Raw genomic sequence first — 23,847 nt, forward strand, 5'->3', positions numbered from 1 at the left:
GCTCACTAGCGCCGCATGTGGGTGCGCTCGAGGAGGGTCACCCGCTGCCAGCTGAAGATCGAGTAGCGCAACTTGTCCACCGGGTGTCCCCACATGTTGCGGTCACGCACCACGGGTTCCTCGGCACCGCCGCCTGCACTGCTGAGGACAGCCATCAGCGCGGCCATCTCCTCATCGGTGGGCTCACCGCGCAGCACCTTGATGTGGGCCTCGTGGTCGGTCTTCGGCTCGTCCTGAGCCTCGGTTTCGGTAACGGCGTCACTCACAGCAGCTGAATCGTTCGCCCCGCTCACAGTGGAATGTTCCCGTGCTTCTTCGGCGGCATCTGGATGATCTTGCGCTCCAGCAGCCGCAGTGCGTTGGCCACGTAGCCGCGGGTGTGCGACGGCGGGATGACCGCGTCGACGTAGCCGCGCTCGGCCGCGATGTACGGGTTGACCAGCGTGTCCTCGTAGGTCTGCTGCAACTCCAGACGCAGCGCATCGACATCTTGGCCGTCCTTGGCCGCCTCCTTGAGCTGCTGGCGGTACACGAAGCCCACCGCGCCCGATGCGCCCATCACCGCGATCTGCGCCGTCGGCCAGGCGACGACCACGTCGGCGCCCATGTCCTTGGAACCCATCACGCAGTACGCGCCGCCGTAGGACTTACGGGTGATGACGGTGACCTTGGCGACCGTGGCCTCACCGTAGGCGTAGAGCAGCTTGGCGCCGCGCCGGATGATGCCGTTGAACTCCTGGTCGGTGCCGGGCAGGAAGCCGGGAACGTCGACCAGCAGGACGATCGGGATGTTGAAGCAGTCACAGGTCCGGATGAACCGGGCGGCCTTCTCCGAGGCGTTGATGTCGAGGCAGCCGGCGAACTGGGTGGGCTGGTTGGCCACGATGCCGACCGGGCGCCCGTCGACCCGGCCGAAGCCGACCACGATGTTGCCCGCGTAACCGGCCTGCACCTCGAGGAACTCGTCGTCGTCGAGGATGCGGGTGATGACCTCATGCATGTCGTACGGCTGATTCGGGGAATCCGGGATCAGCGTGTCGAGCTCGATGTCCTCGTCGGTCAGGTTCTCCTCGACCGAGCCCTCCGCCACGGGCACCGGGTAGTGCGGCGGCTCGGCGTAGTTGTTCGGGGGCAGGTAGCTCAGCAGGTCCCGGACGTACTCGAAGGCGTCCTGCTCACCGGAGGCGACGTAGTGCGCGGTGCCGGACTTGGCCATATGAGTGTGGGCGCCGCCCAACTCCTCCATGGTGACGTCCTCACCGGTGACCGTCTTGATGACGTCCGGGCCGGTGATGAACATCTGGCTGGTCTGGTCGACCATGACGACGAAGTCGGTCAGCGCGGGGGAGTAGACGTGGCCACCGGCCGCGGCACCCATGATCAGCGAGATCTGCGGGATGACACCCGAGGCCTTGATGTTGTTGTGGAAGATCCGGCTGTACAGGCCGAGCGAGACCACACCCTCCTGGATGCGGGCGCCGGCGCCGTCGTTGATGCCGATCAACGGGCGGCCGGTCTTGATGGCCAGCTCCTGGACCTTGACGATCTTCTCGCCGTAAACCTCACCGAGGCTGCCGCCGAACACGGTGGCGTCCTGGCTGAAGATGCAGACGTCGCGGCCGTCGATGGTGCCGTAGCCGGTGATCACACCGTCGCCCAGCGGCCGGTTGCTCTCCAGGCCGAAGTTGGTGCTGCGGTGCTTGGCCAGCGCGTCGAGTTCGACGAACGACCCCTCGTCGAGCAGTGCGAGGATGCGCTCGCGGGCCGTCAGCTTGCCCTTGGCGTGGACCTTCTCCACGGCAGCTTCGCCGACGGGATGCAGCGTCTCCTCAGCCCGCCTCTTCAGATCGGCCAGCTTGCCTGCAGTGGTGTGGATGTCCACCTGGTGCTCGGCGGACGGCTCGGTAACGCTCGTCATGGGTCAGATGCTATCGGTAACCCTAAGACTGGTCTAAGAGAGGTGGACGTGGCGCGCGTCACTGTGGTGGGCGCAGTGTGCTGTGGCCTGACGCCGCGCCAGGACGTGGGCCTACGCTCTCGACCATGACCACCGGGCCGCTCGTGCTGTCCGAACTGGGCACCGATCCTGCATCGGTGCTGCGGCTCGTCGCGCAATTCGACGCGATGGAGGAGCAGGAGGTCAACGTCGACGCGGCCGTGCGGTTTGCCGCGCTGATCGCCGGATGCCCGGTCGGTGTCCGGTGGCCGGGCGGCACCGTCGTCCGCTACGACGCATCCGGGCGCCTCGACCCGATCGAACCCGGGGCCCCGCCGGTGCCGGAGGGCGACGAGACCGTCGTCTGGGTACAGCGTGACGGGCCCGGACATCCGCTGGATGCTGTCCTGCTCGATCGGCTGCGGCGACTGGTGGTCCGCCTCGCCGCGCGGACCGGGGTGAGCGGGACCCCGCATCTGGGCGACCCCGCACTGCTGGAGGTCGTGCTCTCGGCCAAAGAACACCGCGAAGACCGCGCCCGGGCGATCCGGCTCCTGGGTCTCGACGAGAACAGGCCCACGTGCGTGCTGGCGGCATCGGGGCATTCGCCGCGGGAGACGGTCCGCCTCATCACCGGTGAGCTGGCCGCGCCGACCGTGCGGTCGGCGGTGATCGGCAACGCCACCGCGATCGTGTGCCAGGGATCGTTCGACATGACCGAGCTTTCGGATCGTCTGGAGCGCGTCATCGTCGAACAGTTCCCGGCGGTGGTGAACACCGGAACCGCGTCGGGCCCGTGGATCGGCATCGGATCGGTGGGCAGCGCGTTCAGCGCGTCGACCTCATGGCATGAAGCCGTGCGTGCGCTCCGCTTCGCGTCGTCCACCGGATTCGGTAGGCGGGTGGTGGCTCATGAGCGGCTCAGCTCGCTGGAGCTGCTGGCCGACCTCCCGATCGACCGGGTGCGACGCAATCGAGATGTGGCCCGTATCAACGAGATTGCGGCGACGCCCGCCGGAGATCTCGACGTGCAGACCACCGAGGCGTTCTTCGTCTACGGCTCGTTGCGGCGGACGGCCGCCGAACTGCACGTGCACCACAGCACGGTCGCGGCCCGGTTGGCGCGGGTGCAGGCCGCGATGGGGTGGGATTTCGAGGATCCGGTGGACCGCTTCCTGGGCACGCTGGTGCTGATGGTCCGGCGGATCGCGATGTCGTCGGCCGAGCTGGCCGACGCGGATCTGCTGTAGGTGCCGGGCCTCGCCGGCGAGTGGCCACCTATGGCACGCCGTATAGCGATGCGCGTGTCATAACTGGCCAGTCGGCAGGCGCAGCTCGATCCCGGCCGACAACTGTCGGGTGAATTCGCGTGATAGACCGACGTGTAGCGGGTGACCGGGATCACCTGATTGGCCAAAGATTGCGATGCAGCCCGCAACAGACAAGGAGGCCCGACATGGCCATCATCGATCCGACCAAGACCTGGGTTCCCGTCGAAGAACGCCTGGCCGTCACCACCGACGAGCGGCATCGACAGGTGCTGGGCATCGTCCTTGAGCACATGAAGGCCGAGGCTGAGCCCGACATGGAACGGCTCATGGCCACCTTGGCGCCGAATCCGGACTACCACTTCTGGTATGCCAATGCCGACATGGGCCCCAAGACCACCGAAGGCGTGCGTGCCTATTACGAGGCCTTCGTGGCCAGCGGTGCCAACCACCTCGTTTTCGAGATCGATCGCCTGGCCGTCGACGATGATCTGGTGATGACCGAAGGCTGGATGAAGATGATCTACCCGGGCGCGGCGGCCCAGGCGATCGGCGTCGACGTCGAGGACCCGGAAGGCGATTACCTGCTGCTGTTCCGTCAGCTGATCAACTGGCCGATCGACGCCGACGGCCTCATCCTCGGTGAGGACGCCTATCAGACCGGTCCGGTCAGCGTGACCAAGCTGAGCCAGGAAGACCTGCCGCAGGCCTACATCGACCAGAAGCGCGCCGCCGCCCAAGCCCATGCCTGAGGTCCGGACTGACATCGCGTCGCTGCTGCTCGATCGGGTCGGTGACCAACACCTCGGCCTGCGCACCCGTGACCGGGACTGGACGTGGGACGAGGTGATCGCCGAATCCGCCGCGCGTGGCGCGCTGGCGCAGGCCATGCGCATCGATGGCCCGTTGCACATCGGCGTGCTGCTGGACAACGTGCCGGACTTCGTCTTCTGGCTGGGCGGCGCCGCGCTGGCCGGGGCGACCATCGTCGGCATCAACCCGACCCGTGGCGCCGCGGAGATGGCAGCCGAAATCCGGCTTGCCGATTGCCAATTGATCGTCACCGACACCGCCGGTGCCCAGCGTCTGAGTGGGCTCGACCTCGGGTTGGCGCCGGAGCGGTTTCTGGTGGTCGACGGCCCGGACTATGCGGCACAGCTCGCCGCGCATCGCGTCACTCCGTCGGTCGCCCCCGGGGTCACCGAGGATTCCCTGATGCTGCTGCTGTTCACCTCGGGCACCACGGGTGCCTCCAAGGCCGTCATCTGCAGCCAGGGTCGACTGGCCCGCATCGGCTACGCGGCCGCCGAGAAGTTCGGCCACGTGCGTCACGACGTGGAGTACTGCTGCATGCCGCTGTTCCACGGCAACGCCATCATGGCGCTGTGGGTTCCGGCGCTGACGGTCGGTGCCACCGTGTGCCTGACGCCCTCGTTCTCGGCGTCCGGATTCCTGCCGGACGTACGGTATTTCGGCGCCACGTTCTTCACCTACGTGGGCAAGGCACTCGGCTACCTGATGGCCACCCCCGCGCAACCAGACGACGCCGACAACCCGTTGGTCCGCGGTTTCGGCACCGAGGCCTCACCCGATGACCAGAACGAGTTCCGTCGCCGGTTCGACGCCGAACTGTTCGAAGGTTACGGCTCCAGCGAAGGCGGTGGGGCAGTGGTGCTCGCCCCGGACATGCCGCCGGGCGCGCTCGGCAGGCCCGCGCATCAAGGTGTCGCGATCGTCGACCCTGAATCGCTGAACGACTGTGTGCCAGCGGTTCTCGATGAGCACGGACGTGTTCTCAACCCTGACGACGCGGTCGGAGAGATCGTCGACAAACTCGGCACCCGCACCTTCGAGGGCTACTACCGCAACGACGAGGCCAACGCCGAACGTATCCGCAACGGCTGGTACTGGACCGGTGATCTCGGCTACCTCGACGCGGCCGGGTTCATCTACTTCGCCGGCCGGCGCGGCGACTGGATCCGGGTGGACGGTGAAAACACCTCGGCACTGAACATCGAGCGCGTCCTGCGTCGCCATCCCGAGGTGGTGGCCGCCGGTGTGTACGCGGTGCCCGATCCGCGTTCGGGCGATCAGGTGATGGCCGCGATCGAGGTGGCCGATCCCGACGGCTTCGACGCCGCGGATTTCGTGGCCTACTTGGCCGCCCAGGAAGACCTGGGCACCAAGGGAATTCCACGGTTCCTGCGGGTGTCGAAGAACCTGCCGGTCACCGGGTCGAACAAGGTGCTCAAACGTGAACTGCAGACACAACGTTGGCACACCGACGAGGTGGTGTACCGGTGGGCGGGACGGGGAACGCCCGTGTATCGGGCCATGGGCGACGATGACAAGCAGTCGCTGGACGCCGAGTTCGCGCAGTATGGGAGGCAGCGTTACCTATGAAGTGGGATGACCAGTGTGACGTCCTGATCGCCGGATCGGGTGGCGGCGGCGTGACGGGTGCCTACACCGCGGCCCGCGAGGGCCTGTCGGTGATCCTGGTCGAAGCCAGCGACAAATTCGGCGGCACCACAGCGTATTCCGGTGGCGGCGGGGTGTGGTTCCCGTGCAACCCGGTGCTCCGACGAGCCGGCACCGACGACACCGTCGAGGACGCGCTGGAGTACTACCACGCCGTCGTCGGCGACCGGACCCCGCGGGAACTACAGGAAACCTACGTCCGCGGCGGTGCCGGGCTGATCGAGTACCTGGAAGCCGACGACCATCTGAAGTTTGCCCCGATGCCGTGGCCGGACTACTTCGGCAAGGCGCCCAAGGCCCGGACCGACGGACAACGCCATATCGCGGCCCGCCCGCTCAAGGTGGAGAAAGCCCCGCACTTGCGCGAGCTGGTCCGCGGGCCGCTCGACGCCGACCGCCTCGGTGCCGAGCAGCCCGATGACTACTTCATCGGCGGCCGCGCGTTGATCGCCCGGTTCCTGAAAGCCATTGAGCAGTACCCGAGCTCCTCGCTTCGCCTCAACACCCCGTTGGTCGAGTTGGTGGTCGAGGACGGCGTGGTGACCGGTGCGATCGTCGAAACCGACGGCGAACGGCAGGCGATCCGGGCCCGCCGCGGCGTGCTGCTCGCGGCAGGCGGCTTCGAAGGCAACGACGAGCTGCGCCGCGAGTACGGTGTGCCCGGCGTCGCCCGCGACACCATGGGGCCGCCGGCCAACCTGGGACGCGCGCATCAGGCCGCGATGGCCATCGGCGCCGACGTGGACCTGATGGACCAGGCCTGGTGGTCGCCGGGCCTGACGCACCCCGACGGGCGCTCGGCCTTCGCGCTGTGGTTCACCGGCGGAATCTTCGTCGACCAGAACGGAGCGCGTTTCGTCAACGAGTCGGCGGCCTACGACCGAATCGGCCGGGCGATCCTGCCACGACTTGCCGACGGTTCGATGACGTTGCCGTTCTGGATGATCTACGACGATCGTGAGGGTGAGGTTCCGCCGGTCAAGGCCACCAACGTCTCGATGGTCGACACTGGGCAATACGTCGACGCCGGGCTGTGGCACACCGCCGACACTCTCGAAGAGCTGGCCACCAAGATCGGTGTGCCCGCCGACAAATTGATCGCCACGGTGGAGCGCTTCAACGGTTTCGTCGCCGGCGGCACCGATGAAGATTTCGGGCGGGGCGACGAGGCCTACGACCGCGCGTTCTCCGGCGGCGCGTCCCCGCTCGTCGCGATCGAGAAAGGCCCGTTCCACGCCGCCGCATTCGGTATCTCCGACCTCGGCACGAAGGGCGGGTTGCGTACGGATACCGCGGCCCGGGTACTCGATGCCGAAGGGCAGGTGATCGCCGGACTGTACGCGGCGGGCAACACCATGGCCGCCCCGAGCGGCACCGCCTATCCGGGCGGCGGAAATCCGATCGGAACCAGCATGCTGTTCAGCCACCTGGCGGTCAAAGACATGTTAGGCAAGACATATGAGTGACATCCGGGAAATCGACGCCGGCGCGGAGATGACGCGATTCGCCCGCGGCTGGCACTGCGTGGGGCTCGCCGACACGTTCCGCGACGGGCAGCCGCACGGCATCGAGGCGTTCGGCGGCAAGCTCGTCGTCTATGCCGACTCCGCCGGCGAACTGCACGTGCTCGATTCGTACTGCCGGCACATGGGCGGCGACCTGTCGATGGGTACGGTCAAGGAGGACAACCTGGCCTGCCCGTTCCACGACTGGCGCTGGGGCGGCGACGGAAAGTGCAAGCTGGTTCCCTACGCCAAGCGCACCCCGCGTTTGGCGCGCACCCGCAAATGGCACACCTGTGAGGTCAACGGTCAGCTGCTGGTGTGGCACGACCCGGAAGGCTCAACCCCGACCGACGAGCTGATCCCGCCCACCATCGAGGGCTACCAGGACGGTGTCTGGTCACCGTGGCAGTGGAATTCGATCCTCATCGAGGGCTCGCACTGCCGCGAGATCGTCGACAACAACGTCGACATGGCGCACTTCTTCTACATTCACCACGCCTACCCGACCTACTTCAAGAACGTCATCGAAGGCCACACCGCGAGCCAGTTCATGGAGTCCAAACCGCGCCCGGACTATGCCACCCGCGAACTCTGGGACGGCACCTATCTGCGTTCGGAGGCAACGTATTTCGGCCCCGCGTACATGATCAACTGGCTGCACAACGACCTCGCCCCGGATTTCACCGTGGAGGTTGCCCTGATCAACTGTCACTACCCGGTGACACACGACTCGTTCGTGTTGCAGTGGGGCGTCGCGGTTCAACGGAATCCCGGGCTGCCCGCGGAGAAAGCCGACAAGCTCGCCGCCGCGATGAGCCGGTCTTTCGGGGACGGCTTCATGGAAGACGTCGAGATCTGGAAGAACAAGACACGCATCGACAATCCACTGCTGACCGAGGAAGACGGCCCGGTCTACCACCATCGCCGGTGGTACGAGCAGTTCTACGTCGATGTCGCCGACGTCGCGCCGGACATGACGGCCCGGTTCGAGCAAGAGGTCGACACCACCCACGCCAACGAGCTTTGGCATCAGGAGGTGGCGGCCAACCTGGCCAAGCGGTAGCCCACCGCGGGTGCGAATAAGCTGACGGCCCATGGATGATCGCCAGCCGAACCGCCCGCCGCTCGACGTCGTATCCCTGCGCGCCGGATTGCGGGAGCCCTGGCGTCGTCTCGACATCGTCGAGGAAACCGGATCCACCAATGCCGACCTGCTGGCCCGCGCGGCCGGCGGTGAGGCGATCGCGGGCGCGGTGTTGCTGGCCGAATACCAGCGCGCCGGGCGCGGCAGGCATGGCAGGCAGTGGTCGGCGCCGGCGCGTTCGCAGTTGGCCTTGTCGGTCGGGGTCGACGCGTCGGGGGTGCCGACGGACAGGTGGGGCTGGCTGCCGCTGGCCACCGGTGTCGCCGTCGTCGACGCCGTCGCCGAGGTCACCGGTGTGCGCGTCGGCCTGAAATGGCCGAATGACGTTCTGGTCGGCCCGGCGGGCGGGAAACTCGCGGGAATTCTGGCCGAGGTGGCATCGCCGGCACCGGTCGTCGTGGTCGGGCTCGGCCTCAACGTGTCGATGACCGCCGAGGAGGCCCCGGACCCGCGCGCCACCTCGCTGTCGCAGCTCGGCGCGGCGACCGTGGACCGCAACCCGCTGGCTCAGGCATTGCTCCGGCACCTGGCCGCGCGGTTCGCCGGCTGGCGCGCTTCCGATCCGAAGCTGGCCGCCGACTACCGCGCACGCAGCGTCACCATCGGTAGCGGGGTCCGCGCAATTCTGCCGGGGGACAACGAGCTGGTGGGCACGGCCGTCGACGTCGACGCTATCGGGCGGCTGATCATCGACACCGGCACCGAACGGGCCACGGTGTCGGCCGGTGACATCACGCACCTGCGGTCAGATGAGCCGTAGAGTGCTGCCGTGGGTTACCCGGAGAATGTGCTGGCCAACGACGAGCAGGTGGTGCTGCATCGGCATCCGCACTGGAAACGTCTGATCGGTGCGGTCCTGGTCCTGGTCCTGGCCAGCGCGGCATCGGCGTTCGTCGCTGCGGTGGTCAACGCCACGGACTGGCAGGCGACCGCCAAGAATGTGCTGTTCATCGTGATCGGGGCGATCTGGCTCATCGTCGTCGGCTGGCTCACGGTCTGGCCGTTCCTGACCTGGTGGACCACGCACTTCGTCATCACCGACCGGCGGGTGATGTTCCGCCATGGCCTGTTGACCCGCTCGGGCATCGACATCCCGCTCGCGCGGATCAACAGCGTCGAGTTCCGGCATGGGTTGACCGACCGCATGTTGCGCACCGGCACGCTGATCATCGAATCGGCGTCGCAGGATCCCCTGGAATTCAACGACATTCCGCGCGTGGAGCAGGTGCACTCACTGCTGTATCACGAAGTCTTCGACACCCTGGGGTCTGAAGAGTCGCCGAGCTGACGGGCTTTCGCCCGGCGGATCGGCCGCCGCAGCGGTGTCACCGTGGCGGACTTGTGCTCGGCATGATCCTCGAAAGCCTCGACGAAACCACCGCCGGTGAGCGTGGACTCCAGCGCCAGATCGGGCTTGTCGACGAACTCGTCGGGGAACACCCAGCGGCGGAATGCCCAGAACCGGAACGCCATCTGCAGCAGATTGCCCAGGATGTACGCCGAGATGAAGTCGGCGATGTTCTCCACCGTCAGCGACACTTCCGGAACGCGGAGTCCCAGTACGTAGCTGGAGAAATACAGCGGCAGCATCGACAGCAGCACGCCCACGCCGCTGAACGCGAAGAACAGCAGGGCCTCGTGGTGGCGCTCGCGGCCGCCGCGGTTCTGGAAGCTCCACTCCCGGTTGAGGATGTAGGAGGCGATGACGGCGACGATGCCGGCGATGATCTTGGCGGTGACCGGCTTGGGCTCGAGCACCGTGAGCTTGAGGGTGTAGAAGATCGCCGAATCGATGACAAACGTCGTCGCGCCGACGATCGCGAACTTGATCAGCTCGTGATGCCGCTCGGCGTAGGGACGAACGAATCGCGGCAATCGAGCGATTGTCGCATCGGCGAAGGACACAGCTAGGCAGTGTACGTAAATGCGGGTGCCGATGCCGCATCGCTGCGGACCCGGGAGCTTAACCGCAGGTCAATGCGCCGGTCATGACGAGGACATGAATCGGCGCATGACAACATAGGAGCGTGCCGACAACTCCCAAGAAGCCGCCTTCGCCCGCGAGCGGACGGAATTCCACCCCCGCGAGCGGGGCGTCGCCTGTAGTGGCGATGATCGGCGGAGGCCAGCTCGCGAGGATGACGCACCAGGCGGCGATCGCGCTCGGGCAGACCCTGCGGGTGCTGTCCGCCGGGTCGGATGAATCCGCCGCGCAGGTCACTCCGGATGTCGTCATCGGTTCCCACACCGACCTGGACGCATTGCGTCGGGCGGCGGACGGCGCAGCGGTGCTGACGTTCGATCACGAACACGTACCCACCGAGCATCTCGAGACCCTCGTGGCCGAAGGGGTGACGGTCAACCCGCCGCCGCAGGCCCTGGTGCATGCCCAGGACAAGCTGCTCATGCGTCGCAAACTGCACAGTTTGGGCGCCCCGGTGCCGCGCTTCGCCGAGATCACCTCGGTTTCCGACGTCGAGGAGTTCGTGCGGCAGGTCGACGGTCCGGTGGTGATCAAAACCGTGCGTGGCGGCTACGACGGCAAGGGCGTGGTGATGGCCGACGACCTGGCGGCCGCCCGAGAGGTTGTGGCCGGTTACGTGGCCGACGGCGTGCCCGTGCTGGCCGAGGAGCGTGTCGCGATGCGTCGCGAGCTGGCCGCGCTGGTGGCACGCTCACCGTTCGGGCAGGGCGCGGCCTGGCCCGTGGTGGAAACCGTGCAGCGCGACGGCATCTGCGTTGAGGTGTATGCTCCGGCTCCCGGATTGTCCGACGAAACCGGTTCGGCCGCACAGGAACTCGGCCTGCGAGTGGCCAACGAGCTGGGTGTGGTCGGAGTGCTGGCCGTGGAGCTGTTCGAGGCCGTCGACGGCACACTGCTGGTCAACGAATTGGCCATGCGTCCGCACAACTCCGGGCACTGGACCATGGACGGCGCGGTCACCAGCCAGTTCGAACAGCATCTGCGGGCGATCTTGGACTACCCGCTCGGCGACACTTCGGCCATTGCGCCCGCGGCCGTGATGGCCAATGTGCTCGGCACGCCGCAGACCCCGACGATGTCGATGGACGAGCGGCTGCACCACCTGTTCGCGCGGATCCCCGACGCGAAGGTGCACCTGTACGGCAAGGGCGAACGGCCCGGCCGAAAACTCGGGCACGTCAACATCATCGGCACGGATATGGACGAACTCCGCGAGCGTGCGGTGCGGGCCGCGCACTGGTTGTCGCACGGCGAGTGGACCGACGGATGGGATGAACATGGCGGCTAGCGCAAACGGATCCGGCCCGAGGGTCGGACTCATCATGGGCAGCGACAGCGACTGGTCGGTGATGTCCGACGCGGCCGATGCGCTCGCCGAGTTCGAGGTGCCGTTCGAGGTGGGTGTGGTCTCGGCGCACCGCACCCCGCAACGCATGCTCGACTACGCCAAGAGCGCCGCGGGCCGGGGTGTCGAGGTGATCATCGCCGGAGCAGGAGGAGCTGCGCACCTGCCCGGAATGGTGGCCTCTGCCACCGCGCTCCCGGTGATCGGGGTGCCGGTGCCGCTGGCCCGCCTCGACGGCATGGACTCGCTGCTGTCCATCGTGCAGATGCCCGCCGGGGTTCCGGTGGCCACGGTTTCGATTGGCGGAGCACGTAATGCGGGCCTGCTGGCGGTGCGGATCCTGGGTTCGTCCGATGCCGCACTGCAGGCTCGGATGGTGAAATTCCAGTCCGACCTGGAAACCATGGTGTTGGCCAAGGACGCAGCGTTGCGTGATCGCCTGTTGGGCGACGGCTCCGACGCCGGCTGAGTCAATCGCCGATCAGCTCGCGAATGCGCGGCGTAAGGGATTCGATCGGTTCATCGGTCGACATCACCACGACCGCGGTGCGGCCGCTGCCGCCGCGGTAGATCGGCCAGGTTGCGGCAAGCGCCTGGGCCAGGTCCGACCGTGGGCTGGGCGAGCCGCCGCGCAGCCATCGGCGCAGAACGTGGTTGTGCGCGGCGACGACGGCGTTGGCGAACAGTTCGGCGCGCAGATCCGCCGTCCAATCCCCGGACTGCGCGGCCCGCAGGTGTTTGGTGAACAGCCGGACATACCGCGACACCACGGCGGTTTCGAAATCACGCAGGGCCGGCACCGAACGGGTGAGCCGATACCGCGTCCGCGCCCGCTCGCCCTCGGCGAGGTAGTTCTCGAATACCGACGTCGTTGCCACCGCGATGACTTCGGCGGGTAGCGCATCGGGCGACGCCGCCGACAATCTCTCGTCGGCACGGCGCAGCAACGCCTCGTGATCGGGAAAGATCAACGCCTCTTTCGACCCGAACTGACGAAACGCGGTGGTGCGTCCCACCCCCGCCCGGGCCGCGATGTCATCGACGCTGGCGGCCTCATAGCCACGCTCTTCGAACAGATCGAATGCGGCGCTCACCAGACGCTCCCGGGTGCTGGGCAGGTCGGGCATTGGGCGCACCTCCTCGGGTACTGAGTGCCGATGGTATGGTACTGAGTACCAAAAGTAGCAGGGCGATGTACTCGATGTGCAGTCCGGGCACGATTGAACCAAGAGAGCTAAGGAGAAGATCATGGCTGGCTGGGGCGGTAACCCATCTTTCGATCTATTTCAGCTGCCGGAGGAGCACCAGGAGCTCCGCGCGGCGATCCGGGCGCTGGCGGAGAAGGAAATCGCTCCGTACGCCGCCGACGTCGACGAGAACGCGCGCTTCCCGGAAGAAGCCCTGCAGGCCCTGAACGCCTCGGGTTTCAACGCGATCCACGTGCCCGAGGAGTACGGCGGCCAGGGGGCAGACTCGGTCGCGGCCTGCATCGTGATCGAGGAAGTGGCCCGGGTGGACTGCTCGGCCTCACTGATCCCGGCGGTCAACAAGCTCGGCACGATGGGCCTGATCCTGCGCGGCTCCGATGAGCTCAAGAAGCAGGTGCTGCCGTCGCTGGCCTCCGGCGAGGCGATGGCCTCCTACGCGCTGTCCGAGCGTGAGGCGGGCAGCGACGCGGCCGGCATGCGGACCCGCGCCAAGGCCGACGGCGACGACTGGATTCTCAACGGCACCAAGTGCTGGATCACCAACGGCGGCAAGTCGACCTGGTACACCGTGATGGCCGTGACCGATCCCGACAAGGGTGCCAACGGCATCTCGGCGTTCGTCGTGCACAAGGACGACGAGGGCTTCACCGTCGGCCCCAAGGAGCGCAAGCTCGGCATCAAGGGCAGCCCGACCACCGAGCTCTACTTCGAGAACTGCCGCATCCCGGGTGACCGGATCATCGGTGAGCCCGGAACCGGTTTCAAGACCGCGTTGGCGACCCTGGACCACACCCGCCCGACGATCGGCGCGCAGGCCGTCGGTATCGCCCAGGGTGCGCTGGACGCGGCGATCGCATACACCAAGGACCGCAAGCAGTTCGGTCGTCCGATCAGCGACAACCAGGGCGTGCAGTTCATGCTCGCCGACATGGCGATGAAGGTCGAAGCGGCCCGGTTGATGGTGTACTCGGCTGCGGCGCGGGCCGAGCGCGGTGAAGGCAACCTCGGTTTCATCTCGGCGGCGAGCAAATGCCTGGCCTCCGATGTGGCCATGGAGGTCACCACCGACGCGGTACAGCTGTTCGGCGGCGCGGGCTACACCGTGGACTTCCCGGTCGAGCGGATGATGCGGGACGCCAAGATCACCCAGATCTACGAGGGCACCAACCAGATTCAGCGCGTGGTCATGAGCCGCGCCCTGCTCAAGTGATCCCGCTCGGCAAGAGAAGCTAGCCGCGCGTGACCTTCTCGGTCTCCCGGCGCCGGTCCATCGCGGCGGTGTCCGGGTTGGCCACCTGCACCAGTGACGCACCCGCGACGAACACGGCGATCAGGTTCTCGACGAGCTCGTCGGGGGTGCTCCAGGGTGCGGCGGAGAGCACGCGGTCGGAACTGGTGAAACCATGTGCCGCAGCGGCATTCTGAGCGGCCTGCAGCACCTCGGTGACCGATTGTCCGGCCAATGCCGGACCAGGAACACGTTCGGGCACGATCTGGTCGCCGTGTACCCGCACCGCGGTGGCGTAGTCGGTGACGCCGATGGGTAGATCCGGGGCCGGCTTGCCGAACGGGTCCAGCGACAGTACCGCGACCTCGCCGCCCGAGACCGCGTCGTCGGCCTCATCGAGCCGATCCCGCGTGCACAGGGCCATGTCGGCGGAATTGTCGGAACCACCGCCCAACACCACTTCACTACCGATCCACCAGACCCCGAACAGCACCGCGGCGGTCTGCCAGTGCGCGGGCAGCAGCACCGCCACCCGCGTTCCCGGGCCGGCGCCCATCTCGTCGCGCAACAGGTTGGCGGTCTTGGCGGCCCAATTGGCCATGGTCACCGCCGACAACTCGATCCGCTCGCCGGTCGCGTCGTCGTAATAGGTGATCCGTGGGCCGGCTGGATCCGCTGTCAACAACGGGTCCAGCACCGCGGCGCTGACTGTGCTCATAGCCCTTGGTTTTACTCGAGGACGATCAGTTCACACACTTGGGATCGTCAGAACCTGCGTTGAGGATCGGCGACGGCGGTGGTGGCGGGCTCGCGTCGCCGGTGTCGCTGTAGCTGTCGCCGGCCGCAGCCGGATCCACGATGCCCGCGGACGGATCCATCCCGTCGGATCCGGGACCGGTGTAATCGGCGGCCAGCACCACTCGGACCGCACCCGGCGGCAGCGTCGAGTCCTCGTTGACCGGTAGCCCGCCGAGGTCCTTCGACACGGCCTGCGCGCCGAGGTCGTCACTCTTGGCGGCCAGCACCTGGCTGGATGCCGGCGGAGGGCCCTCGTGGTTACCGGTGGCGCCGGGAACGAAGCCCTTGTTGCCCAGTACCTGGGACACCGCGGCCGCCAGGCCATTGATGTCGGTGGCGTTGACCACCTCGACGGTGGTGTTCTCGGGGGAGTAGCTCAGTTGCTCGGTCTTGCCCTCGTCCTGGTCCTGCAGCAGGCTCGACACCCACTCGTGCACCTGGTCGGGATCCACCCGGACCACGCTCTGCATGCCGTCGTCGCTCCAGCCGTCCTCGCGCACGATCGGGATGGTCGCGAACGCCACGCTGCCGGCCGCCAGCTTCTGCAGTTGTTCGACGAAGTTCATGATGTCCCAGCCATCGGAGATCACCACCGAGCGCTGTACGGCATCCTGAAGCCGCCCCAGGGTTCCCGGGCTGGACAGCGTCTTGCTGGAGATCACCTCGTGGGCAAGCGAAGCCATCACCGACTGCTGACGGGTCACCCGGTCGAGGTCACCGCGCGGGAGGTCGTGGCGCTGTCGCACGAAGCTCAGCGCCTGCGGACCACTGAGCTTCTGCCAGCCGGCCGGGAAATCGGCACCCGAAAGTGGTTCGTAAACAGCATCTTTCAGGCATACGTTGACGCCGCCCAGGGCGTCGGTGATCAGCGCGAAGCCGAGGAGTCCGATTTCGGCGTAGTGGTCGACCGTGACGCCGGTGAGCGCGGCGACGGTCTGGATCAGTTCCTCGCGGGCGGCCTCGGTGGCCTGGGGCTCGGCGACGGCCGGATCTTCGCCCTCGACCTCGACCAGCTGCTTCATCCGGTCGAGCTTGACGTCGCCGAACACGCCGTTGATCTTCATCTTTCCCCAGCCCGGCGCTTCGACATACGAATCGCGCGGGATGGAGATGGCGGTGGCCGACCTGCCATTGTTGGGAATCCGGATCAGGATGATGGTGTCGGTGTTCGTCGCGACGTCGTCCCCGGCGCGCAGTGTCTCCAACTCCTCGGCCGACAGCGGGTTGCCGTGGGCATCGGTACGGCTGTCCATCCCGACCAGCAGGATGTCGATCGCGCCGTCCTCACCGCCGCCGCCGAGAGCCGCGGAGGTGATGTGGTTGATGCCGGATTCAAAGGAGCGGATCTGGGTCCAGGCCACCCCTGTTCCGAGCACCACGGCCGACGCCGTGGCGACAGCGAGTGAGCGTAGGAGGGGGATAGGCACCTGCCCAGGCTACTTGCGGCCTGGACGTGAGCCGGGTAACGCAGACCGGCGTGCCAGACTCGGCGCATGGCGCAACGGATTGTGATCACCGGGGCCGGCGGCATGGTCGGGCAGGTATTGGCTGATCAGGCCCGCTACGAAGGGCGTGACGTGCTGGCCCTGACTTCTGCCGAATGTGATGTCACCAACGTTGACACGGTGCGAGGGTTCGTCGAGCCCGGCGACGTGGTGATCAACTGCGCGGCATACACGCAGGTGGATGCCGCCGAGACCGATCGCGAGAGGGCCTTGGCCGTCAACGCCGCCGGTCCCGGCAACCTCGCCACGGTATGCGCGCATGCCCGCGCCGACCTGGTGCACATCTCGACCGACTATGTGTTCGGCGCGTCCGCGACACGTCACACCCCGTACGAGGTCGACGACGAAACCGGGCCGGTCAACGTGTACGGCCAGACGAAACTGGCCGGGGAACAGGCCGTACTGGCCGCCAAACCCGACGCATACGTCGTGCGCACCGCCTGGGTTTATCGCGGCGGCGACGGAGCCGATTTCGTGGCGACCATGCGTCGGCTGGCCGCCGGGGACGGCCCGGTGGACGTGGTCGCCGACCAATTCGGATCGCCGACCTACACCGGTGATCTGGTGTCAGCGTTGCTGCAGATCGCCGACGGTGGCGTGCGGCCCGGTGTGCTGCATGCCGCCAACGCCGGCCAGGCCAGCCGGTTCGACCAGGCGCGGGAGACCTTCGCGGCCATCGGGGCCGATCCGGAGCGGGTTCGGCCGGTCGGCAGCGACCGGCATCCGCGGCCGGCGCCCCGTCCCACCTACACCGTGCTGTCCGCGCGCCGGTCCGCCGAGGCCGGCCTGACCCCGCTGCGGGATTGGCGCGAAGCCCTGGTGGCGGCGGTCGAAAAAGGGCGCCCGTCCGGCCCGCTACCCTCTACGCCGTGACTGAGGATGCGGCCCGCCCGCTCGTTGTGGTGACGGTGACGTACTCGCCGGGCGCACACCTGGACCGTTTCCTGGCCTCCCTCGCCCTGGCCACCGATCGGCCGGTCAAAGTCATCATGGCCGACAACGGCTCGACCGACGGAGCCCCGGAAGAAGCCGAAAAGCGCTACCCGAACGTGCGTCTGCTCCACACCGGCAGCAACCTGGGTTACGGCAGCGCGGTCAATCGCGGCGCCGAGCAGATATCGGATGCGGAGTGCTCGGAATTTTTCATCATCGCCAACCCGGACGTCCAGTGGGGACCAGGCTCGATCGACCTGTTGCTCGACGCGGCCCGGCGCTGGCCGCAGGCCGGGGCACTCGGGCCGATGGTGCGCGATCCGGACGGATCGGTCTACCCGTCGGCGCGTCATCAGCCCAGCCTGGTCCGCGGGGGCATGCACGCCGTCGTCGGACCGTTCTGGAAGTCGAATCCGTGGACGGCGGCCTACCGCCAGGATCGTCAAGAACCCAGTGAGCGCCAGGTCGGCTGGCTGTCCGGTTCGTGCCTGCTGATGCGCCGCGCCGCCTTTGACGCCGTCGGCGGATTCGACGAGCGCTACTTCATGTATATGGAGGACGTCGACCTCGGTGACCGGATCGCCCGGACCGGCTGGCAGAACGTCTACGTGCCGTCGGCGGAGGTACTGCACGACAAGGGGCACTCCACCGGCCGCGACCCCGCGCGCAACTTGGCCGCCCATCACCGCAGTACCTACACTTTTCTGGCTGATCGATACCCGGCGCTCTGGCAGGCGCCGTTACGGTGGACGATTCGGGGCGCGCTGGCGGCACGTGCGGGCCTGGTAGTCGGTAGTTCTCGACGTAAGCAGGGGAAAGGGCGCTGACGTGATCAATCCCGCGGAGGTGGATGCTGTCGTCCTCGTCGGTGGACGAGGCACCCGGCTCAGGCCGTTGACACTGTCGGCACCCAAGCCGATGCTGCCGACGGCGGGCGTTCCGTTCCTCACCCATCTGCTGGCCCGGATCGCCGAGGCCGGCCTCAAGCATGTGGTGATGGGAACCTCGTACAAGGCCGAGGTTTTCGAGGAGGCGTTCGGCAACGGCTCCGACCTCGGGCTCGAGATCGAATACGTCACCGAGACCGAGGCACTCGGCACCGGTGGTGCCATCGCCAACGTGGCGGACAAACTGCGCTACGACACGGCCATGGTGTTCAACGGCGACGTGCTCTCGGCAGCAGACCTCAGCGCGCTGCTGGAGTCGCATGACACTCACCAGGCCGATTTGACTCTGCATCTGGTGCGCGTCAGCGATCCGCGTGCATTCGGGTGCGTGCCCACCGACGCCGACGGACGCGTGACGGCATTCCTGGAGAAGACCCAGGATCCGCCCACCGACCAGATCAATGCCGGCTGCTATGTGTTCAAAAAGCATGTCATCGACCAGATCCCGCGAGGCCGGGCGCTGTCCGTCGAACGCGAGATCTTCCCCGAGGTGCTCTCTCGCGGGCTGAAGATGTGCGGATACGTCGACGCCTCATACTGGCGCGACATGGGCACTCCGGACGACTTCGTGCGCGGATCGGCCGATCTGGTTCGTGGCATCGCACCGTCACCGGCGCTCAACGGTCAGCGTGGCGAGTCGCTGGTCCACGAAGGCGCCGCGGTTGCCCCCGGCGCCTTGTTGATCGGCGGCACCGTGGTGGGGCGGGGAGCCGAAATCGGTGCCGGCGCACGACTCGACGGCGCGGTGATCTTCGACGGGGTGCGCGTGGAAGCCGGCGCGGTGATCGAACGTTCGATCATCGGCTTCGGGGCCCGCATCGGCCCGCGGGCATTGATCCGCGACGGCGTGATCGGCGACGGGGCCGACATCGGTGCCCGATGCGAGCTGTTGCGCGGCGCCAGGGTGTGGCCGGGGGTCAACATCCCCGACGGCGGTATCCGGTACTCCACCGACGTCTGAGGGCCTGATTCACGCCGAAACCGCAGTCTGGGCCAGTTGCTGAAGGCCGAAGTCGGTACCTTCCGGCAACCCGTCCAGTGGCCACCACCGCAGGTCCAAAGATTCATCGCTGCAAGCGATCTCAGCCCCTGCCGGCGCCCGCACCACGAACTGGATGTCGAGGTGGCGGGTCGGCACGCCCAGTGAGCAGGTCACCGGATGCACATGCAGCGCGGCCAGTTGCCGGTCGATGGTCAGCCCGGCGATGCCGGACTCCTCGGTGGCCTCGCGCAGCGCGGCGGCGCGAACGTCGGAATCCGTTTCCTCACAATGCCCGCCGAGTTGCAGCCAGCGCCCGAATCGCGGATGCAGGGTGAGTAGCGTCTGGGTTCCGGTGTGGTCGACGACGAGTGCCGAGGCAGTGATGTGGCCCGGCACACACGCGCGCAGACAGGCATCGGGGCGGGCGGCCAGAAACGACAACACTGAATGGCGCAGCGTGTCCTGGCCGGGATCGGTTGTCTCCCAATTGGTCAGCAGCTCGACAGCCGAAGCGTGCAGACTCTCGGCGCTCACTTCACCACCAGCAGGCCGTCGGTGGGTACCGGGTCGCGTGGCGGTAGCGGATCGGCCGGATGGCCGATCGCAATGGCCCCCAAAGGTTCCCAGTCGGCGGGCAGCCCCAGCTCGGCGCGTACCAGATCGCCGGCGAAGATCGTCGAGCCGATCCAGCAGCTGCCCACCTCGCGCACTGCCAGCGCGACCAACAGGGCCTGCACCGCAGCACCCACAGCGACGGTGAACATGGTGTGCTCGGCCTGTGTGCGGGCCGCGTCGGGATAACTGTGGGCGCCGTCGGGTACCAGGAACGGGATCACCAGTTCTGGTGCGTCGTACAGGATTCGGCCGCGGTCGAGGCGTCGTTCGACGGACTCCGGTTCGCGGCCGTCACCGGTGAGGTCAGCGCGCCACTTGTCCTTCATCCGGTCCAACAGTCGCACGCGGGCGGCGCTGTCCTGTACCCAGACGAAGCGCACCGGCCGGGTGTGGTGCGGCGCGGGGGCGGTGAGGGCTTCGCCGACTGCTGCTTCGATGAGTGCGTGATCGACCGGCTCATCGGAGAACGTTCGCACCGATCGGCGCAGCAGCTGGGCCTGGTTGCGTCCCAGCTGGATCGCCTCGGCGGTGCCGAGCCAGAACAGATCCTCCTCGCCGGGCCGTAGCAGCGTGCCTGCGTTCGACCCGTCGTCGGCCAACTCCAGTCCGCGCACCACCGCGACCGGGATCGCCGTCAGCTTGCCCTTCACCAGATCGGCTGCGGCCGCGATCTCGTCGGCCACGGCCACCTCGGTGACCAGCAGTTCGTTGCCGTGCCGGTCGCGTGCGCCCGCGTACCCGTGCAGCACGGTGAGTCCGGATGCGCCGATGGCGAAATCGGCTTGGCCGTTGCGCCAGGCGCGGCCCATGGTGTCGGTGATCACGACACCGACGGTGACGCCGAGTCGCTCACGCAGGCCTTCGCGCAGCACGTGTGCACTGCCGTCGGGATCCACCGGCAGCAGGGCCAGTTCGTTCGAGTCGACGTTCGAACCGTCCACCCCGGCCGCGGCCTGGACCAGACCGATGGCGTTTTCGGTGATGAGGGTCCGGCCCTTGCGGGCCAGTACTCGGACGGCCTCGGCATCGATCAGCTTGCGCCGCAAGGTGTCCCGCTCTTCTGGATCGGACGGGGCGGTGACGATGCGGCCTTCGCATTTGGAAACGATCTTGCTCGTGACGACCAGCACGTCGCCGTCGCGCAGCCATGGTGTCGCATCGGCCAGGGCGGCGGCCAGGTCATCTCCGGGCCGGAACTCGGGAAGCCCTGGTACGGGCAGGATCTCGACGCGGTCCGCGGACCCGTGCTCGGTGCTCACCGCCGAGCTCACAGCGCAACGCCTGCCAGGTCCAGGCCGGCCCGCACCATCTCGGCGGTGGTGGCCGGGTCTGTCATCAGCAGCGGCACCGCGCGTACCTGAACGCCTTCGATGTCGGTGTCGTCACCTTCGTGTACCAACCAGCCGTCCAGGATTCCGGTGCCCGAACGGGCGCCGAAGTGCTGTCCGACGGCTTGCGAGGTGGACTCGACGCCGATGATGGACAGGCACTCATCGGCCATACCGCGCAACGGTTTTCCGTCGATGATGGGGGAGTAGCCGATTACCGGCGCTTTCGTCGATCGCAGTGCACCCCGGATCCCGGGGATCTGCAGGATCGGTCCGATGCTCACGACGGGGTTCGACGGTGCCAGCAACACCACGTCCGCGTCGGCGATGGCATCGGTGACCCCCGGCGCGGCCGTTGCCTGTTCTGCACCCACGAACGCAAAACTGTGCGAAGGTATCTGTGCGCGGTACCGCACCCACCATTCCTGGAAGTGGATGGCGTGACGAACGCCGGCCTGATCACCCGGACCGGGGTCGGTGACCACCACGTGGGTCTCGCTGCGGTCGTCGGTGACCGGCAGCAGCCGCGCCCCTGGCGACCAGCGCTTGCACAGTGCCTCGGTGACCTGTGACAGCGGATAGCCCGCGCGCAGCATCTGGGTGCGGACCAGGTGGGTGGCCAGGTCCCGGTCGCCCAGGCCGAACCAGTCGGGTTGCACACCGTAGGCGGCAAGTTCTTCCTTGGCGTGCCAGGTTTCATTCCGATGACCCCAGCCACGCTCGGGATCGATACCGCCGCCCAGGGTGTACATGCACGTGTCGAGGTCCGGGCAGATCCGGACGCCGTGCATCCAGGCGTCGTCGCCGACGTTCACGATCGCCGTGAGTTCATGCTTGCTGTCGCCGCCGGCAAACTGGCCCAGGCCCAACAGGTGCTGTACCCCCAGCAAAAACCGGGCGCCTCCGACGCCGCCGACCAGAACGGTGATCTTCACAACGTCCGACCCTAAGCGCTCATGGCGCGCGGATGGAAACGACGTCGTCACGGGCAGGACACGCCGATGTCGCGACGCGCCGATTTGACATTACGAGATGGTATGAATTCGCGTCCTGGCGCTTGACCCCGGCAGCTAACACGTGTGTAATCACAGATGTGTCATTTCCCGGTTGGTGACCGATTCCGGTGTCGCGGACCGAGATTCGATCAACTGTTCGAATGGGTGACCGCACATCGCAATAGTGGGGCTCCACTTAGGATCTACGAGACCGAGTGAGGAGGCGGGGGATAATGTCTTATGAGAGCGGCGATTTCGATCGTGTGGTCCGGTTCGACAACCGGCTACTCGGCTCGGTAGACAACGCACCGCACATCAACGCCGGGCCGACACCGCTGGGGATTCCCGGACGACCTCAGCTGAGTTTGGTACCTGAGCACATCGATGTTGATCCGGAAACCGAAGATGACCAATGGCAGGAACGTGCGCTGTGCGCACAGACCGACCCGGAGGCGTTCTTCCCGGAGAAGGGCGGGTCTACCCGCGAGGCCAAGCGCATCTGCCAGGGCTGCGAAGTGAAGGACGCATGCCTGGAGTACGCGCTCGCGCACGATGAACGCTTCGGTATTTGGGGAGGGCTGTCCGAGCGGGAGCGTCGCCGGCTCAAACGCGGCATCATCTGACGTTCCTGTCGGCAGAGCGCTTCATCGCAGGGTGCGGCGCTCGACGTCAGTCGTCGTCGATCGTTGGGTCGATGACTGACGGTTCTACTCCCAGATAGGTGGCCACCTGGGCCACCAGGATTTCATGCAGCAGATCAGCCAGCTCATCGGATCCTTTGACCCGGCGCTCGATGGGCTTGCGGAACAAGACAATTCGAGCCCGGGTCGCATTCCCTCTGACGTCGACCCCAGCCGGTATCAGTCGGGCCAGCGCAATCGGCCCGTCGGCGATGACCTCGGGCGGCCACTGCACACTGTCCGGATCTTTCGGGGACATCCGCGGAATCTCATCGACGGCGACGTCGAGTTCACGCAGCCGCGACGCCCAACGCCGTTCAATTGGTTCGTAGGCCTCCAGTACCGCCATGTCGAACCGCTCGGCCCGGCTGCGCCACCCGGGAACCGAGCGCGGAAGCAGCGGCCCGCGCATATCGCGGCCGCGACGCGATCGCCATGGGTTGCGCTGGGCCACGGCGATGATCGTAACGGTTCGGGATCGGGGCCCCGCCGGCTGCGCGTGTCCGGCACCGCACAGCGACCGTCCACAGTAATCTCGGGGGCGTGAATGTTCCCCGTCGCTGCTGCCGGCCCGGGTGCCCGCACTATGCCGTGGCGACGCTGACTTTTGTCTACTCCGACTCCACGGCGGTAGTCGGACCATTGGCCACGGTTTCTGAGCCCCATTCCTGGGATTTGTGCGTCGGCCACGCCGGCCGTATCACCGCGCCGCGCGGCTGGGAGCTGGTCCGCCACGCGGGGCCGCTGCCCACCCATCCCGATGAAGACGATCTGGTGGCGCTTGCCGATGCGGTCCGCGAGGGTCAACCCGGGGCGGGTCCCCGAGGTGGCGTGGTGGCCGGATTTTCCGATCCCACCACCGGCCTGGCCACCAGTGCGGTGACGGCACCGCCGGCGCGTCCCGCGGAGAGCAACGGGCGTCGTCGCGGCCACCTGCGGGTGTTGCCGGACCCCGACAACTAGCA

At 67.2% G+C, this 23,847-nt stretch carries 25 protein-coding genes; 15 read left to right on the forward strand and 10 right to left on the reverse strand.

From position 1 onward, the window contains the following. Positions 1 to 5 precede the first annotated feature (5 nt). Both BKG60_RS23950 and BKG60_RS23955 read right to left on the reverse strand, forming a co-directional pair. Positions 6 to 293: an acyl-CoA carboxylase subunit epsilon gene (locus tag BKG60_RS23950; RefSeq protein ID WP_070187260.1), complete on the reverse strand. Its 288-nt coding sequence runs from the start codon at positions 291 to 293 to the stop codon at positions 6 to 8. After that, positions 290 to 1,918 carry an acyl-CoA carboxylase subunit beta gene (locus BKG60_RS23955; protein ID WP_070187259.1) on the reverse strand — a complete coding sequence of 543 codons (1,629 nt, stop codon included), beginning with the start codon at positions 1,916 to 1,918 and terminating at the stop codon, positions 290 to 292. The genes BKG60_RS23950 and BKG60_RS23955 overlap by 4 nt, the downstream gene beginning before the upstream one ends. Before the next feature lie 125 nt (positions 1,919 to 2,043). Here BKG60_RS23955 and BKG60_RS23960 point away from each other — a divergent pair, with 125 nt between their 5' ends. The 7 genes from BKG60_RS23960 (at position 2,044) to BKG60_RS23990 (ending at position 9,622) form a co-directional block, all read left to right on the forward strand. Next, on the forward strand, positions 2,044 to 3,186 hold the full coding sequence (locus BKG60_RS23960) for a PucR family transcriptional regulator (RefSeq protein WP_075910125.1): 1,143 nt from the start codon (positions 2,044 to 2,046) through the stop codon (positions 3,184 to 3,186). Positions 3,187 to 3,392: 206 nt separating this feature from the next. Continuing rightward, entirely contained in the window at positions 3,393 to 3,956 is a 564-nt protein-coding gene (locus tag BKG60_RS23965) for a nuclear transport factor 2 family protein (protein ID WP_070947031.1), read from the forward strand. Further along, entirely contained in the window at positions 3,949 to 5,607 is a 1,659-nt protein-coding gene (gene casI / locus BKG60_RS23970) for a steroid-22-oyl-CoA synthetase (protein ID WP_075910126.1), read from the forward strand. Before BKG60_RS23965 ends, casI begins: the two co-directional genes overlap by 8 nt. Continuing rightward, positions 5,604 to 7,151 (forward strand): FAD-binding protein, encoded by a 1,548-nt coding sequence (locus BKG60_RS23975; RefSeq protein ID WP_075910127.1) that lies wholly within the window; start codon positions 5,604 to 5,606, stop codon positions 7,149 to 7,151. Before casI ends, BKG60_RS23975 begins: the two co-directional genes overlap by 4 nt. Further along, positions 7,144 to 8,253, forward strand: a complete 1,110-nt coding sequence (locus BKG60_RS23980) for a 3-ketosteroid-9-alpha-monooxygenase, oxygenase component (RefSeq protein WP_070947034.1) — start codon at positions 7,144 to 7,146, stop codon at positions 8,251 to 8,253. The genes BKG60_RS23975 and BKG60_RS23980 overlap by 8 nt, the downstream gene beginning before the upstream one ends. A gap of 31 nt (positions 8,254 to 8,284) precedes the next feature. Next, complete coding sequence (locus tag BKG60_RS23985; RefSeq protein WP_075910128.1) at positions 8,285 to 9,094, forward strand: biotin--[acetyl-CoA-carboxylase] ligase; 810 nt, start codon at positions 8,285 to 8,287, stop codon at positions 9,092 to 9,094. Between the two features lie 9 nt (positions 9,095 to 9,103). Further along, on the forward strand, positions 9,104 to 9,622 hold the full coding sequence (locus BKG60_RS23990) for a PH domain-containing protein (RefSeq protein ID WP_070947036.1): 519 nt from the start codon (positions 9,104 to 9,106) through the stop codon (positions 9,620 to 9,622). Here the strand turns inward: BKG60_RS23990 and BKG60_RS23995 are convergent. Further along, a complete protein-coding gene (locus BKG60_RS23995; protein ID WP_070187250.1) occupies positions 9,577 to 10,239 on the reverse strand; it encodes a GtrA family protein in 663 nt (220 codons plus the stop codon). The two genes, BKG60_RS23990 and BKG60_RS23995, sit on opposite strands and share 46 nt — an antisense overlap. A 122-nt stretch (positions 10,240 to 10,361) precedes the next feature. Here BKG60_RS23995 and BKG60_RS24000 point away from each other — a divergent pair, with 122 nt between their 5' ends. Both BKG60_RS24000 and purE read left to right on the forward strand, forming a co-directional pair. Continuing rightward, positions 10,362 to 11,606 (forward strand): 5-(carboxyamino)imidazole ribonucleotide synthase, encoded by a 1,245-nt coding sequence (locus tag BKG60_RS24000; RefSeq protein ID WP_083650360.1) that lies wholly within the window; start codon positions 10,362 to 10,364, stop codon positions 11,604 to 11,606. After that, the gene (purE, locus tag BKG60_RS24005; RefSeq protein WP_075910130.1) at positions 11,596 to 12,132 is read left to right on the forward strand and encodes a 5-(carboxyamino)imidazole ribonucleotide mutase; all 537 of its coding nucleotides are present in this window, start codon (positions 11,596 to 11,598) and stop codon (positions 12,130 to 12,132) included. The genes BKG60_RS24000 and purE overlap by 11 nt, the downstream gene beginning before the upstream one ends. Position 12,133: 1 nt before the next feature. Here the strand turns inward: purE and BKG60_RS24010 are convergent, their stop codons facing one another. Then, entirely contained in the window at positions 12,134 to 12,790 is a 657-nt protein-coding gene (locus BKG60_RS24010) for a TetR/AcrR family transcriptional regulator (protein ID WP_075910131.1), read from the reverse strand. Between the two features lie 121 nt (positions 12,791 to 12,911). Between BKG60_RS24010 and BKG60_RS24015 the strand changes: the two genes are divergently transcribed. Further along, positions 12,912 to 14,081, forward strand: coding sequence for an acyl-CoA dehydrogenase (locus BKG60_RS24015; protein WP_070187247.1), 1,170 nt, complete (start codon positions 12,912 to 12,914; stop codon positions 14,079 to 14,081). A gap of 19 nt (positions 14,082 to 14,100) precedes the next feature. Here the strand turns inward: BKG60_RS24015 and BKG60_RS24020 are convergent, their stop codons facing one another. Continuing rightward, positions 14,101 to 14,817, reverse strand: a complete 717-nt coding sequence (locus BKG60_RS24020; RefSeq protein ID WP_075910132.1) for a TIGR03089 family protein — start codon at positions 14,815 to 14,817, stop codon at positions 14,101 to 14,103. 25 nt (positions 14,818 to 14,842) lie between these two features. After that, entirely contained in the window at positions 14,843 to 16,324 is a 1,482-nt protein-coding gene (locus BKG60_RS24025) for an LCP family protein (RefSeq protein WP_070187245.1), read from the reverse strand. A gap of 66 nt (positions 16,325 to 16,390) precedes the next feature. Between BKG60_RS24025 and rfbD the strand changes: the two genes are divergently transcribed. From rfbD to manB, 3 genes are read left to right on the forward strand one after another with little or no spacing between them, the layout of a single operon-like run. Then, positions 16,391 to 17,275 carry a dTDP-4-dehydrorhamnose reductase gene (gene rfbD / locus BKG60_RS24030; protein WP_075910133.1) on the forward strand — a complete coding sequence of 295 codons (885 nt, stop codon included), beginning with the start codon at positions 16,391 to 16,393 and terminating at the stop codon, positions 17,273 to 17,275. Beyond that, positions 17,272 to 18,162, forward strand: a complete 891-nt coding sequence (locus BKG60_RS24035; RefSeq protein WP_075910134.1) for a glycosyltransferase family 2 protein — start codon at positions 17,272 to 17,274, stop codon at positions 18,160 to 18,162. Before rfbD ends, BKG60_RS24035 begins: the two co-directional genes overlap by 4 nt. A gap of 1 nt (position 18,163) precedes the next feature. Beyond that, the gene (gene manB, locus BKG60_RS24040) at positions 18,164 to 19,243 is read left to right on the forward strand and encodes a mannose-1-phosphate guanylyltransferase (RefSeq protein ID WP_070187242.1); all 1,080 of its coding nucleotides are present in this window, start codon (positions 18,164 to 18,166) and stop codon (positions 19,241 to 19,243) included. Positions 19,244 to 19,252: 9 nt separating this feature from the next. Here the strand turns inward: manB and BKG60_RS24045 are convergent, their stop codons facing one another. The 3 genes from BKG60_RS24045 to cofD are packed head-to-tail and all read right to left on the reverse strand — an operon-like array spanning position 19,253 to position 22,142. Next, the gene (locus tag BKG60_RS24045; RefSeq protein ID WP_075910135.1) at positions 19,253 to 19,798 is read right to left on the reverse strand and encodes an NUDIX hydrolase; all 546 of its coding nucleotides are present in this window, start codon (positions 19,796 to 19,798) and stop codon (positions 19,253 to 19,255) included. Further along, positions 19,795 to 21,138, reverse strand: a complete 1,344-nt coding sequence (locus BKG60_RS24050) for a coenzyme F420-0:L-glutamate ligase (protein ID WP_207553901.1) — start codon at positions 21,136 to 21,138, stop codon at positions 19,795 to 19,797. Before BKG60_RS24050 ends, BKG60_RS24045 begins: the two co-directional genes overlap by 4 nt. A gap of 8 nt (positions 21,139 to 21,146) precedes the next feature. Beyond that, positions 21,147 to 22,142, reverse strand: coding sequence for a 2-phospho-L-lactate transferase (cofD, locus tag BKG60_RS24055; protein WP_075910137.1), 996 nt, complete (start codon positions 22,140 to 22,142; stop codon positions 21,147 to 21,149). Between the two features lie 293 nt (positions 22,143 to 22,435). Between cofD and BKG60_RS24060 the strand changes: the two genes are divergently transcribed. Further along, entirely contained in the window at positions 22,436 to 22,825 is a 390-nt protein-coding gene (locus BKG60_RS24060) for a WhiB family transcriptional regulator (RefSeq protein ID WP_019348659.1), read from the forward strand. A gap of 46 nt (positions 22,826 to 22,871) precedes the next feature. On the opposite strand, the gene BKG60_RS24065 is transcribed toward BKG60_RS24060, so the two are convergent. Continuing rightward, positions 22,872 to 23,294: a metallopeptidase family protein gene (locus BKG60_RS24065; protein ID WP_036388738.1), complete on the reverse strand. Its 423-nt coding sequence runs from the start codon at positions 23,292 to 23,294 to the stop codon at positions 22,872 to 22,874. Between the two features lie 131 nt (positions 23,295 to 23,425). On the opposite strand from BKG60_RS24065, the gene BKG60_RS24070 reads away from it, so the two are divergent. After that, positions 23,426 to 23,845, forward strand: a complete 420-nt coding sequence (locus BKG60_RS24070; protein WP_070187237.1) for a DUF3499 domain-containing protein — start codon at positions 23,426 to 23,428, stop codon at positions 23,843 to 23,845. The last annotated feature ends 2 nt before the right edge of the window (positions 23,846 to 23,847 follow it).

It is taken from the genome of Mycobacterium syngnathidarum (assembly GCF_001942625.1).
GTDB classification, from domain to species: Bacteria; Actinomycetota; Actinomycetes; order Mycobacteriales; family Mycobacteriaceae; genus Mycobacterium; species Mycobacterium syngnathidarum.

Excerpts from the sequence above, each read along its gene's own strand:
- BKG60_RS23955 (WP_070187259.1), bottom strand. The coding sequence starts at position 1,918 with ATGACGAGCGTTACCGAGCCGTCCGCCGAGCACCAGGTGGACATCCAC.
- BKG60_RS23960 (WP_075910125.1), top strand. The coding sequence starts at position 2,044 with ATGACCACCGGGCCGCTCGTGCTGTCCGAACTGGGCACCGATCCTGCA.
- BKG60_RS23965 (WP_070947031.1), top strand. The coding sequence starts at position 3,393 with ATGGCCATCATCGATCCGACCAAGACCTGGGTTCCCGTCGAAGAACGC.
- casI (WP_075910126.1), top strand. The coding sequence starts at position 3,949 with ATGCCTGAGGTCCGGACTGACATCGCGTCGCTGCTGCTCGATCGGGTC.
- BKG60_RS23975 (WP_075910127.1), top strand. The coding sequence starts at position 5,604 with ATGAAGTGGGATGACCAGTGTGACGTCCTGATCGCCGGATCGGGTGGC.
- BKG60_RS23980 (WP_070947034.1), top strand. The coding sequence starts at position 7,144 with ATGAGTGACATCCGGGAAATCGACGCCGGCGCGGAGATGACGCGATTC.
- BKG60_RS23985 (WP_075910128.1), top strand. The coding sequence starts at position 8,285 with ATGGATGATCGCCAGCCGAACCGCCCGCCGCTCGACGTCGTATCCCTG.
- purE (WP_075910130.1), top strand. The coding sequence starts at position 11,596 with ATGGCGGCTAGCGCAAACGGATCCGGCCCGAGGGTCGGACTCATCATG.
- BKG60_RS24010 (WP_075910131.1), bottom strand. The coding sequence starts at position 12,790 with ATGCCCGACCTGCCCAGCACCCGGGAGCGTCTGGTGAGCGCCGCATTC.
- BKG60_RS24015 (WP_070187247.1), top strand. The coding sequence starts at position 12,912 with ATGGCTGGCTGGGGCGGTAACCCATCTTTCGATCTATTTCAGCTGCCG.
- BKG60_RS24020 (WP_075910132.1), bottom strand. The coding sequence starts at position 14,817 with ATGAGCACAGTCAGCGCCGCGGTGCTGGACCCGTTGTTGACAGCGGAT.
- rfbD (WP_075910133.1), top strand. The coding sequence starts at position 16,391 with ATGGCGCAACGGATTGTGATCACCGGGGCCGGCGGCATGGTCGGGCAG.
- BKG60_RS24060 (WP_019348659.1), top strand. The coding sequence starts at position 22,436 with ATGTCTTATGAGAGCGGCGATTTCGATCGTGTGGTCCGGTTCGACAAC.
- BKG60_RS24065 (WP_036388738.1), bottom strand. The coding sequence starts at position 23,294 with ATGCGCGGGCCGCTGCTTCCGCGCTCGGTTCCCGGGTGGCGCAGCCGG.